We start from the raw sequence: 12704 nt of genomic DNA, 5'->3' as shown, positions 1-12704 counted from the left end.
GTTGCGTAGGGTCGACGGAGTGATTGCCGATCTCGACGCCCTGCCAAAGATCGGTGCGCCGGCTGTGCGCGCCCTGACCCAGGCCGGCTACCCGACGCTGCGTGACCTCGCGGGCGTGCCACGCGCCGAGTTGTCCGTCCTGCACGGGGTGGGGCCGAAGGCGCTCGGAATCATTCAGCGCGCACTGGAGCAGCACGATCTCAGTCTCGGATAGGAATTCCCCAGCGGCGACTTCGCCGCGCTCCAAGCTGACGCTGCGGGCCTGCAACGCGGAGGCGGACAACCTGGTCCGCGGTCTGAAGCCCTGCGAGCTCGACTCGGCTGTGGAGCGTCCGGGCAGGGTGGCGGCGATCATCGCCACGCTTGCCGGCCGGATGACCGATGGGCGCGAGGCTCCTGGAAGGACAGCTGTCGAGCAGGACCCGAAGCCCCGACCGGGAGCCTCACGATGCTGTCCTGCCCCGCCACGATTCCGTTGTCCGGCCGCACCCTGAACCACCTCGCCGACCGCATCCGCGGCCACCGCAAGCAGCGCCGGTCCTGCGCTGCTGCCCAGGCGAGCGACCACGATCGTGCAGGCCATCCTCGTTCTGCGCCACGTCGAAACCAACCGCTACGCAGCATGAAAGGGCTCAGTGGTCACCGCGCCTTTTACCTCATCAGCTATAGAAGTTGCTTTATGGTTCGGCGCACACACCTTCGCCCCCGACCGGAATGCCGGCCCGGACGGGCATTTCGCCGGCGCCGGCCGGTCGCGTTGACCACTGGTGGTGCAATTGGCGCGGACGGATCCGTACCGGGGAGGAATCTGATGGCTGACCACAGCGGGCTGCCGATCGCCGCGCTCCTGCTCGGGGGCCCGGAGGACGGGCCTGGCGAGCTGGAACTCGGTGCCCGACAGTTGGCCCGGGAACTGGCTCCGTACGGGGAACGGTTGCCCGCACCGACCGAGGTCGCGCCGGAGGGCACCCGTGCCGGCGAGATCGAGATGATCGGTGCCGTCGCGCTGGCCATCGAACCCGCTCTCCCGTCGATCATCGCGGTGCTGGAGCTCCTCCGCGCCTGGGCCGGCCAGCGCCAGGGACGCAGTGTGCGGATCGTCGAGCCGGACGGCAGCGAACTCGACCTCACCGGAGTCTCCGCCGCCGACCAGCGCCACATCGCCCAGACCTGGCTCGACCGGAAACTTCCCCGGTGACGCGCAGACGCGCCATGTTGATCGCCTGTGACGAGTACGACGATCCCAAGCTGTCCCGCCTCCGGTCTCCGGCGCACGACGTTCAGGTGCTGGCCCGGCTGCTCGGTGACCCCACGGTCGGTGCCTACGACGTACGGCTGCTGGTCAACCCGACCGAGCACGAGGCCCGGCTGGAGATCGCCCGACTGCTGCGGTCGGCTGGCCGGTCGGATCACCTGCTGATCTTCTTCGCCTGCCACGGTCGACGCGACATCGACGGACTGCTCTACCTCGCTCTCGCCGACACGGATGTCGACGATCTGCCGGCCACCGCGCTTTCCACGGAACTGATCAACCGACTGCTCAACCGCTCGGCCTGCCAGCGGATGGTCCTGCTGCTGGACTGCTGCTTCAGCGGAGCGGTGTCGCGGGTGTTGACCCACCAGGGCGACGCAGGCGTCCGCGGCGGGGACCTGTTCCCGGGCGAGGGGACCGGCCGCGCCGTCCTGACCGCCACTACCGCCCACGAGTACGCCTGGGAGCCGGCCGGTGAGCCGCTGCCCCTGACCGACAACCCTCAGCACTCCGTCTTCGCCGGTGCGGTGATCGAAGGGCTGTGCACCGGTGACGCCGACCTGGACGGTGACGGACTGGTGTCCGCCGACGAGCTCTACCGGTACGTCAGGGACTCGGTCGCGGTGGCCGGCGGGCAGACGCCCCGCCGCTGGATGTACGGCGAGGGCGACCTCTACGTCGCCCGGAGCTCCCGGGGTCCGGCCCTGGCCACGGCGGCCGGCCGGACCGCGCCCCTGCCGCCGGCCGGGGTGGAGGTTCGGGACGGTCGCGGTGCCGACCGGTCGGACGGTCCGGTCCCGCCCCGCCAGCGGCCCGTCCCCTGGGCGGCGGAGCGCCTGCACTGGGAAGCGGGGTTGCCCGAACCGGTGGAGCGGATGCTGAGGAGTTCGGCCGACCGGACGGGTTGGCTGGCCCTGCGGGCGGGCGGCTGGGACGAGGCGACCACCCGGTTCGGGGCGGCGGTGCGCGTCGATGCGACAGCCGGTGCCTGGTGGGGACTCGGGATCAGCCACGCGATCGGCGGGCGCTGGCAGGCCGCAGGCCACGCGTTCGCGGCGGCCGCCGGAGAGCTGCGGGAGGCCCCGCCCGGCGACCCGGCGCCGACGGCCGCGCTGACCGCCGGGGCGCTGCTGCTCGCGGTCGTCACGCTGCGCGCGGGCGGCGACCAGCGCGCGGCCCAGGTGCTGACCGACTCCGTGGACGCGTTGCCGCTGTGCCCGCCGCTGCTGGTGCTCTCGGCGGCATGGGCCGGTGACGGTGCGGCGCTGACCCGCGCGTTCCTGCTTGACCCGGAGATGGCGGTGGAATGCGAGGCCGCGGGCATGGAGATCGGACCGGCCGTCCAGGAGGCCATCGCCTGCGGCGAGGCGCAGTTCCGCCGGCTCGACGTCGCCCGCACCCGGCTGCGCGCCACCGACCCGGCCTGGTCCGGCGGTCCGGCCGGAGACGGCGGGCCCGAGAGGGTACGGCGGTCGCCGCTGGCGCAGCTGCAGGAGGTCCGGCGCACCGTGGAGGTACGCCGAGACGAACTGATCTCCCTGCTGCACGCCCGCCAGCTCGGTGTACGGGACGCGTTGCGCGCACCGGTGCCGGACGGGGGCGGAGCGGTGGTGTCGGATATCCGAAACGCCATCCACGCCGGCCACGAGGCGCTGCGGGCGACGGACCGGCCCGCACCGCTGGCTGCGGTTGGTATTCCACCAATCCGCCCGATGCGTTCAATTTAAGCTAATAGATTTCTTCCGTGCGGAGGGTTCTACCGCACGCGGTTGCTTCCGTACTATCTGTAGACCCACCGCAACGGGTGGTTATCGGCATCGCATCGGAGGAGACATGGTCGATAGCGGTGTCCTCCGGCGCTGCCGAAGTGCGCTCGGGTGGCGGCGTCGGTGACCCTCGAATCCCACGACCACCGCCGGCTGGTCGACGCGATGCTCGCACTCACCGGTGCCGAGGTACGCACCCACCGCGACCGGTACGTACGGCAACTCGGCCACCTGATCGACGGCGAGCCGGTCTTCCGCCGCTCCGACGTACCCTTCACCGACCTCTGGGGACTCGTCGCGGCCTGCGAGGAGGTGCCGGGGGCGCTCCGGCTGCTGCCCGAGGCGGTCGCGGCGGTGGACGGCGAGAGCCCGGAACTGGACCGCTTCCGCGCACTCGTCGCCATCCACCTGCCGCCGGAGATCCTCACCGCCGACGAACGCGGCCGGATCGTCGAACTGGCCGACGGCCTCGATCCGCCGGTGCTGCTGGACCTGTGCCGTGGCGCGGTGGCGCGGCTCGGTCCGCGGGTACGCCCACCGGTCAACGACCTGGCGGCCGTACTCCGGGAGCTGGAGGACGCGATCTCCGACCCCGACGTACGTCCGCCGCTGGTCGCCTTCCTGGACGACCTGGCGGGCCTGGTCGCCCTACCGGCCCGCCGGATCGCCGGCCGCCTCGCCGACGCGGTCGCCCGGCGGATGGGGGTCCCGCCGGGTCCGGCGGCGTCCCCGCCGCCGGCCGGGTCGGCGGGCGGTTCCAGACCTTCGGACGGCGAGCAGTACCGCTCCTACCTCGTGGTGCTGCTGGAGGCGGACGGCATCGACGCCTCCCGATATCTGTTCGAGGCCTGGTTGGTGACCCCGGGCGATCCCGGCCGGCTGCCGTGGCACTGGGAGCGCGTCCCGGACGGGCCGGGGGATCGGTTCCGGCTGGAGCAGATCCAGCTCAAGATCGATGAGGTCCTCACCGAACTGGCCAATCGCAGTACCGCCGAGATCGGTCAACTGACCGTCGAGTTCATCGTGCCCCGACCCCTGCTCGACTACGAGTTCGACCGGTGGCAGGTGGCGGCTCCGGGGCTGTACACGGCCCTCGGCGTGCACTACCCGGTGGTCGTCCGCGACCTCACCCGGATGCGCAACTCCCTGATGCGTCCCCGCTGGCGGACGCGGCACCGGCGGCTGCGCGAGCAGGGTTCCGCCGTGCAGGCCAGGGCGGTCGCCTTCGAGCGGCTCACCGAGCCGTACGTCGCGCAGCACCTGCACGCCCGACTGCTCGGCAACGACGACTACCCGGTCTGTCTCGTGCTGTTCGTCAGCGGCGCCGAACGGCACACCCAGGCGGCGATCGGCGCCGCGGTCACCGCCGGGCTGCCGGTCGTCCTCTGGTGTCGCGATCGCGCGGCGGCGTCACGGTTCGATTCGTACATCCCCGAGGTGCTCATGGCGCGCAGCGTCGCAAACCTGCGCGAGATGGTCTGGGAGTTGCGTCGCGACGCGGGCAGCGAGGGCGGCTCCCCGGAACACCTCGGTCTCCACCTCACCCTGCTGTGGGACGAGATCGACCGGGTGCCACCGGCCGACGCCCTCAGCGCGCCGGCCTAGGAAGGGGCGACAGCGTGTTGGAATCACCACCGCAGCCGGAGGACTCCGCGACGGGCGACGGCGAGGACTGGCGGATCTACCTCGGCACCGGACGGCCGCACAACGGCATCGAGCGACTCCCCGAGCCGCCCCGGTGGCGGCGGTTCGGCGGCGGGCCACTGATTACCTCCGCGCTGCCGGAGGACCGGCAGGGTGCCGAGCGGGCCCGCGGCTACCAGATCACCGACGAGGCGATCGAGATGGTGAACGCCGCGCTCTACCTGCGCCGCCCGCTACTGGTGACGGGCAAGCCGGGCACCGGAAAGTCCACCCTCGCCTACAGCGTCGCGTACGAGCTGGGCCTCGGGCCGGTGCTCTACTGGCCGGTGACCAGCCGCTCCACCGTGGACGACGGCCTCTACCGCTATGACGCGATCGGTCGGCTCCAGGAGACGAACCTCTTCCAGTCCACCGGGCGGACCGAGGAGATACCGGACATCGGCCGCTACCTGACGCTCGGCCCGCTGGGTACGGCACTCCTGCCCTGGGCACGCCCCCGGGTGGTGTTGATCGACGAGCTGGACAAGAGTGACCTGGGGCTCCCCAACGACCTGCTCAACGTCTTCGAGGAGGGCCGGTTCGAGATCCCGGAACTGGCCCGGCTGCCGGAGGACCAGAGCCTGGCGGAGGTGATGACCAGCGACGGCACCCTGCGGGCACCGGTACGGCGCGGCCAGGTCCGCTGCGCCGCCTTCCCGGTCGTCGTCATCACCAGCAACGCCGAGCGGGAGTTCCCACCCGCCTTCCTGCGCCGCTGCCTGCGACTGGACATCCAGCCCCCGGACGAGCAGGCCCTGGCCCAGATCATCACCTCGATGCTCGGCGAGGAGGCGGTGGCCGCCAGCGCCGACCTGATCACGCACTTCCTCGATCTACGCGACCGTGGTGCGGTGGCCACGGACCAGCTGCTGAACGCGATCTTCCTGGTCACCTCCGGGGTGCGACCGCCCGAGTCGACCCGCGCCCGGCTGCGGGCGAACCTGATCCGGGACCTCGAAGCGGCCGGCACCCTATGATCGATCGGCTGGTCACCGCCCTCGGCGGCGCTCCCTTGGCCCTGACGGCCGAGGAGTGCGCCGAGGCGATCTGGCTGGCCCGCTTCCTGCCCCGCCAGCCGGGACCGCCCCGGGCCGGGCCGGGCGCGACGGCGAGTGAAGCGCCACTGGGGGCGCCACCCGAGCCACCTGCGTCGCCACCGTCCATCCCCCCGGCCCGGCCGCCCGCCCGGCCGGAGGCACCCGCGGTGACGGAGGCGGAACCGTCCGCCAGACTCTACCTGCCGCCGCCGGCCAACGGGCCCCGCGACCCGTCCTCGCTGCCGGTACGCACTCCGGGGGTGCCCGCCCTGCCGCACGCCCGGGAGATCGCCCGGGCGCTGGGCCCGCTGCGCCGATCCGTACCCTCCCGGCACGCCGTGCGGCTCGACGAGGCGGAGACGGCCCGCCGGTCGGCTGAGGCCCGGATGCTCCAACCGTGCCTCACCCCGGTCACCGAGCCGTGGCTGGATCTCGTACTGCTGGTCGACGGCAGCCCGTCGATGGTGGTCTGGGAGGCGACGGCGACCGAGATCCGGACCCTCGCCAACCGGATGCGGGTGCACACGTTCCGGCGCATCCAGGTGTGGTACCTGCGGCCGGACGCCAACGGCCACCGGCCGATCCTGACCTCCGACGGCGGCAGCACCGCGCGGGACCCGCGCGAGTTGGTCGACCCGGAGGGCCGGCAGTTGACGATGGTGTTGAGCGACTGCACCGGCGCCATCTGGGACGCTCCCGAGTTGCGACGGTGGCTCGCGATCTGGGGTCGCTCCGGTCCGGTCGCCGTGGTCCAGCCGCTGCCGCAGCGGCTGTGGCACCGCTGCCGCCCGACGCTGCACCCCGTGCTGGTCCGGCCGACCCGCCCTGCGGCACCGGCGGCGCAGCTGCACCCCCGCCTGCGTGACGAGGTGCCGGACCACCTTCCGCGCGGTGCGGTCGCGATACCGGTGCTGGAACTGGCACCGCGATGGTTCGCTGCCGGGGCCGCCCTGGTCAGTGGCCGCGCCCTCGGCCCGGTCGCGGCGGTCGTGCTGCTGACCACCGACCCTCGTCCGCTGCTCGTCGACCCGCTGTGGGAGCCTCCGTCGCCTGAGCCGCTGGACCTGACGCCGGCCCAGCGGGTCGCCCGGTTCCGGGCGATGGCCTCGGACGAGGCCCGTCAACTCGCCGAGTTCCTCGCCGCCGCACCGCTGACACTGCCGGTGATGCGCCTGGTGCAGCGCCTCATGCTGCCACGCTCACAGCCGCAGGACCTCGCCGAGGTCTACCTGAGCGGGCTGCTGCGCCACGCGGCGAGCTGGGCTGAGGACACCCCAGTCGAACAGGCCCGCTACGAGTTCCTTCCCGGCGTACGGCAGGAACTACTCTCCGGACTGCGGGTCGGTGAGGCGCTGCGGATCCTCGATGTCGTTTCCCGCTACGTCAACGAGCACATGGGCGCGGCTCTCGACTTTCCGGCGCTGCTCGCCGGACAGGTCTCGGACCGGCTGGCGACCCGGCTGGGCCGCCCGTTTGCCGAGGTGGCCTACACGGTGCTGCGCAGCCTGGGAGGCCGGTACTCGGAACTCGCGCGGCGGCTGGCTCCGGTCGCCCTCGGCCCACCAGCCAGGCCGGCGCAGCGGACCAACCGGCGGTTACCGATCGCGGCGACACCCGAAGAGGGGGACGACATGACCGCACAGACCGCTCCAGGAGATCGGGGCCGTTCCAGCGTCGGGGAGCAACCGGCGGTGTTCGGGAACGTGCCGCCCCGCAACCCCGACTTCACCGGGCGGGAAGAACTGCTCAACGCGCTGCGCCAGCGGTTGACCGACAACGTCACCGCGGTGCTGCCGCACACATTGCACGGCCTCGGCGGAGTCGGCAAGAGCCAGCTCGCCGTCGAGTACGTCTACAAGTACGCCAGCGACTACGACCTGATCTGGTGGGTTCCGGCCGAACAACCGACCCGGATCCGGGAGTCGCTCGTCGCCCTGGCCCGCAAGCTCGATCTGCTCAGCGACGACGTCGACGTGTCGCAGGCCCTGGAGACCGTGTACGACGCATTGCGCACCGGACGGCCGTACGGCCGGTGGCTGCTGGTCTTCGACAACGCGACCCGGGCCGAGGACCTGATGCCGTTTCTCAGCAACCCCGGCGGGCATGTGCTCATCACCTCCCGCAACCACAACTGGGCCGGGCTGGCGGACAGCATCGAGGTGGATGTCTTCACCCGGGAGGAGAGCATCGAGCTGATCCGACGGCGGTTGCCGGAGTTGGGCGACGAGGACACCGACCGGCTGGCGGAGCAGCTGGGGGATCTGCCGCTGGCCCTAGAGCAGGCGGCGGCCTGGATGCTGGCGACCGGCACCCCGATCGACGAGTACCTCGGCCAGTTGGAAAAACGGGTCGGCCTCTTGCTGCGGGAGAGTTCACCCGCGTCGTACTCGACGCCGGTGGTGATCACCTGGGGGCTGGCATTCGACCAGTTGGCCGAGCAGACCCCCGCCGCGTTGCAGTTGCTGGAGCTGTGCGCCTTTCTCGGTTCGGAGCCCATCTCGATCAGACTGTTGCCGATGGGGCGCTACGCCGGGCTACCCAGCCTGCTCGACGCCACCGTCCGGGACGACATCCAGTTGCGCCGGGCGGTGCGGGACATCGGCAAGTACGGCCTGGCGAAGGTGGACGCGACCCGCAACAGCATCCAGATCCACCGCCTGGTGCAGGCGATCCTGCGAGACCGGCTCACTCCGGCCGACCGGGAGACCTACCGCACCGCCGTGCAGAAGCTCCTCGCCGCCGCGAACCCCGGCGATCCGACGGAGGACCAGGAGATCTGGCCCCGGCACGCGGAACTCAACCCGCACGTGCTGGCCTCCGGGGCGATCGACGGCGAGTCCGACGACATCCGCAAGGTGGTGCTCGACCAGATCCGCTATCTCTACGTCAGCGGCGACTACGAGAGCAGCCGCGAGCTCGGCTCGATCGCGTACCGCCGGTGGCTGGAGAAGCTGGGGGCGGCCAACGAGCAGACCATTATCACCGCCCGGTTCCTCGCCAACGCGCTGCGCTCCACCGGCGATCCGCAGGAGGCGAGGCGGTTGAACGAACGGACGTACGAGATCGCCCGCGTCACGCTCGGGCCCGACCACGAACACACCTTGGCACTGGCCAACAGCTTCGGGGCGGACCTGAGGCTGTTCGGCGAGTGGCAGCGGGCCCGCGAACTGGACGAGGGGCTGCTCGAGGCGCACCGCAGGGTGTTCGGTGAGGACGCCCCGGACACCCTGCGCTGTGCAAACAACCTCGCCGTCGATTACCGGTTGCTCGGCGACTTCGAGCGGGCGCGGCGTACGGACGAGGACAACTGGGCGCGCTACCGGCGGGTGCTGGGCGACACGAACCCGTACACCCTGTTCACGGCCACCTTACTCTCCCGGGATCTGGACGGGCTGGGTCGCTACCACGAGGCGCTGCGGTTACAGCGGCAGTGGCTGCCGCTGCACCGGCGGAGCCTGCGGCCGGACCATTCGAACGTGCTGCGGGCGACCCGGCTGCACGCGGTCACGCTCCGCAAGACCGGTCTCTACAGCGAGGCGCTGACGGTGGCGCGTGAGGTCTACTCGCTGTGCCTGCGCCGCTTCCGGGAGAACCACGCCGACACGATCTCGGCGGCGATGACGCTGTTCAACATCCTGCCCCGCACCGAGCAGGAGCGGGTGGCGCGGGCCCGGGCCCTGGCCGAGGCCCGGGTGCTGGGCGAGGAGACGCTGACCGGCTACCAGCGGGTCCTGGGCGACGAACACCCCTTCACGTACGTCTGCATGGCGAACCTGGCGATCGTGCTCCGCCTACTCGGGGACTACACCGAAGGGCGCCGGCTGAACGAGCGGGCGGTCGCCGGACTCCGTGCCGGGCTCGGGATGGAGCACCCGTACACCCTCTGTGCGACGATCAACCTCGCAAATGATCTCGCTGCCAGCCGGGACCATGCCGGAGCGGCTTCGCTACTGCGGGAGACCCTGGCGGCGGCCCGGCGGGTGAACGGCCAGGATCACCCGGAGACGTTGATCTGCGCCGCGAACCTCTCGATCGAGCTGTCGGCGCTCGGCGACCGGCCGGTCGCCCGGGAACTGCGCGACGCGGCCATCGCCGGGTACGAGCGGACCGTCGGCCTGGACCACCCGGACGCGGCCGAACTGCTGGCCAGCCATCGGGTGTCGATCCCGATCGATCCGCCTCCGACGTGAGCGCTGGCGGTCCGAAAGGTCGGCGGCTAGCCCGTGTTTCGTAGCGGTTGGCGGCGTGGCGGTGGTCGCTAATGGGAGAGGTCTCCGGTAGTTGGTTCAGCGACCAAGCAGAACTTCACACCGGAGACCTCGTGCCGAGCGTAGCGGCAGCGAGGCGACATGACCTGACCGACGTGCAGTGGGCGGTACTGGAACCGTTGCTGCCTGCGGGAACGGGTCATGCTCGGCCGCGCAGATGGACCATGAGACTGATCATCGACGGGATCCGCTGGCGGGTCCGGACCGGGTCACCGTGGCGGGACGTACCCGCGCCCTACCCGCCCTGGCAGACCTTGTACCGATGGTTCCGGCGCTGGCAGCGTGACGGCGTCTGGTCTCAGATTCTCACCTCGTTGCAGACCAGCGCGGACGCGGCGGGGCTGATCGGCTGGACGGTGAGCGTGGACTCGACCATCAGCCGAGCCCATCACCACGCCGCCGGGGCCCGCCGGGATGGGCAGGCGCAGAAGGAGCCGCCCGGTGGCGTGCAGACCGAACCGGCAGATCATGGGCTCGGCCGATCGAGGGGCGGCTGGACCACCAAGGCCCATCTGGCCTGCGAGCAGGGCCGCAAACTGATGGCTGTGGTGGTGACCGCCGGACAACGCGGCGACAGCCCACAGTTCATCCCCGTCCTGGCCAAGGTCCGGGTCCCCCGCGCCGGTGGCGGCCGGCCACGGACCCGTCCCGACATGGTGCTGGCCGACAAGGCGTACACGTCCAAGGCCAACCGCTCCCACCTGCGATCCCGCAGCATCCGCGCGTGCATCCCGAGCAAGACCGACCAGGACGCCCACCGCAAAGCCAAAGGGTCCAAAGGCGGACGTCCGCCCGCCTTCGACCCCGACCTCTACCGCCTACGTCACGCCGTGGAGTGCGGTATCAACCAGCTCAAACAACACCGCGCCATGGCCACCCGCTACGACAAACTCGCCGTGCGCTACGAAGCCACCCTCACCATCGCCGCCATCAACCAATGGCTCCGCGCCCTACGAAACACGGCCTAGGTGATTGGTGTTAAACGATGGCTGCCACTGGTGTGGCGGCCATCGTTTTCTATCTATTTCGGGTAGTTTGCTGGTGTGGCGTTGGGTGTGGCTTCACAGCAGCTGGACCTGCTGGATCCGGTGAGCCGGTTCTGCGACGAGGCGTTACCAGCCAACTCGATCTTCACATTTCTACACGAGCATCGGGAGACGCTGTTCCCTGACGGGTTGTTCATCGACCTGTTCGCGGCGGTGGGTCGCCGGTCGGTGCCGCCGTCGGTGGTGGCCACGGTGATGGTGCTGCAGCGCCTGGAGGGGCTGTCGGACCGGGAGGCGGTGGACCGGTTCACGTTCGACGCCCGCTGGCGTTACGCCGCCGGGGTCGGCGGCTGGGACGGCGCGGGCCGGGTCGGGTTCGCCCACACTGTGCTGGTCGACATGCGCGAACGGCTGCGTCGCTCGGACCGTCCGGACCGTATCTTCCAGGTCGCGTTGGACGCCGCCCGGGCCGCCGGGCTGCTGGGTCGGCGGCGGGTCCTGGATTCCACGCCCCTGTATGACGCGGTCGCGACGATGGACACGATCACGCTGATCCGCTCAGCGATCCGGGGTCTGCTCGCCGCCACCGACGGTGACCTGGCCGAGCGGCTGCGGGCCGTGCTGTCGGGCGGTGACGACTACAGCAGCACCGGCAAGCCGGTCATCGACTGGGACGACAGAGGCGCCCGCGACGCCCTCGTCGACTCCCGCGCCCGCGACGGTTACGCCCTGCTCGCCGTCCTCGACGGGCTCACCGACCTGCCCGAACCGGTGGGTCAGGCGATGCGGCTGCTGGCCACCGTCCTCGGCCAGGACCTGGAGGCCGGCGAGGGCGGGACGCTGCGGATCGCCCGGAAGGTCGCCCCGGATCGGGTGATCTCCACCGTCGACCCGGAGGCTCGGCACGGGCACAAGACCAACCACCGCGGCTTCGACGGCTACAAGGGCCACATCGCTGTCGACCCGGACGTCGAGGTCATCACCGCGACCGCGGTGACCGCCGGCAACGCAGGCGACGTCGAACCGGTCGCCGGGCTCATCGCCGACCTCACCGACACGACCACCGCCACCGCCGACGACACCGCCGTCTACGGCGACGCGGCCTATGGCGCCGGCGAGGTCCTGCAACAGCTCGACACTGCGGGGATCGACATCAAGACCAAGGTCCAGCCACCCGTCGCCCCGACCGGCAAGTTCACCAAGGACCGCTTCGAGGTCAACCTCCGCGATGCCACGGTGACCTGCCCTAACGGCCTGACCGTTGCGATCCGGCCGGTCAAAGGCCACGCCCGCCACGCCGGCAAAGCCGACTTCGGCACCGCCTGCGCCACCTGCCCCCTGCGCGGGCAGTGCACCGACTCCAAGACCGGCCGCAGCATCACCATCGGCCACCACGAAGCCTGCCTCACCGCCGCCCGCACCCGTCAACAGCATCCCGCCTGGCAGGCCGACTACCGCGCCACCCGACCCAAAGTCGAACGCAAAATCGCTCACCTCATGCGCCGACGACATGGCGGACGACGCGCCCGCATGCGCGGCCGGCACCGCGTCGCCGCCGACTTCACCCTCCTCGCCGCCGCGGTCAACCTCGCCCGACTCGCCACCCTCGGCCTCACCCACACCCTCCACGGCTGGACCCTCAACCCCGCCTGAGGACCACTGGCCCCCGCTGACCCCACCCGGCAAACGCTCTGAAGGGCCTGCACCGCCGC

The 12704-nt window shown here is 71.2% G+C and carries 8 protein-coding genes and 1 pseudogene; all 9 read left to right on the top strand.

What is annotated here, in order from left to right; genetic code table 11:
- The first annotated feature begins 19 nt into the window (after window positions 1-19).
- The 9 genes and pseudogenes from ACN260_RS20440 to ACN260_RS20400 all read left to right on the top strand — a co-directional run bounded on the left by ACN260_RS20440 (window position 20) and on the right by ACN260_RS20400 (window position 12645).
- Window positions 20-214: a helix-hairpin-helix domain-containing protein gene (locus ACN260_RS20440; RefSeq protein WP_422752608.1), complete on the top strand. Its 195-nt coding sequence runs from the start codon at window positions 20-22 to the stop codon at window positions 212-214.
- A gap of 234 nt (window positions 215-448) precedes the next feature.
- Window positions 449-541: pseudogene (locus ACN260_RS20435) on the top strand (IS5/IS1182 family transposase); the annotation flags it as partial.
- Between the two features lie 270 nt (window positions 542-811).
- On the top strand, window positions 812-1198 hold the full coding sequence (locus ACN260_RS20430) for a hypothetical protein (RefSeq protein WP_422756888.1): 387 nt from the start codon (window positions 812-814) through the stop codon (window positions 1196-1198).
- Complete coding sequence (locus ACN260_RS20425) at window positions 1195-2979, top strand: caspase family protein (RefSeq protein WP_422752607.1); 1785 nt, start codon at window positions 1195-1197, stop codon at window positions 2977-2979. Before ACN260_RS20430 ends, ACN260_RS20425 begins: the two co-directional genes overlap by 4 nt.
- A 162-nt stretch (window positions 2980-3141) precedes the next feature.
- Window positions 3142-4623, top strand: a complete 1482-nt coding sequence (locus ACN260_RS20420; protein WP_422752606.1) for an effector-associated domain 2-containing protein — start codon at window positions 3142-3144, stop codon at window positions 4621-4623.
- Between the two features lie 14 nt (window positions 4624-4637).
- Window positions 4638-5678, top strand: a complete 1041-nt coding sequence (locus ACN260_RS20415; protein ID WP_231639981.1) for an AAA family ATPase — start codon at window positions 4638-4640, stop codon at window positions 5676-5678.
- The gene (gene fxsT / locus ACN260_RS20410; protein ID WP_422752605.1) at window positions 5675-9928 is read left to right on the top strand and encodes an FxSxx-COOH system tetratricopeptide repeat protein; all 4254 of its coding nucleotides are present in this window, start codon (window positions 5675-5677) and stop codon (window positions 9926-9928) included. Before ACN260_RS20415 ends, fxsT begins: the two co-directional genes overlap by 4 nt.
- Window positions 9929-10059: 131 nt before the next feature.
- The gene (locus ACN260_RS20405; protein WP_422756754.1) at window positions 10060-10974 is read left to right on the top strand and encodes an IS5 family transposase; all 915 of its coding nucleotides are present in this window, start codon (window positions 10060-10062) and stop codon (window positions 10972-10974) included.
- 87 nt (window positions 10975-11061) lie between these two features.
- Entirely contained in the window at window positions 11062-12645 is a 1584-nt protein-coding gene (locus ACN260_RS20400) for an IS1182 family transposase (protein WP_422752604.1), read from the top strand.
- The last annotated feature ends 59 nt before the right edge of the window (window positions 12646-12704 follow it).

The organism is Micromonospora sp. WMMD708, from assembly GCF_049315245.1.
GTDB lineage: Bacteria > Actinomycetota > Actinomycetes > Mycobacteriales > Micromonosporaceae > Micromonospora > Micromonospora wenchangensis.
Note: the sequence above shows the minus strand (reverse complement) of the source record. Positions and strands in the feature narration are given on the sequence as shown.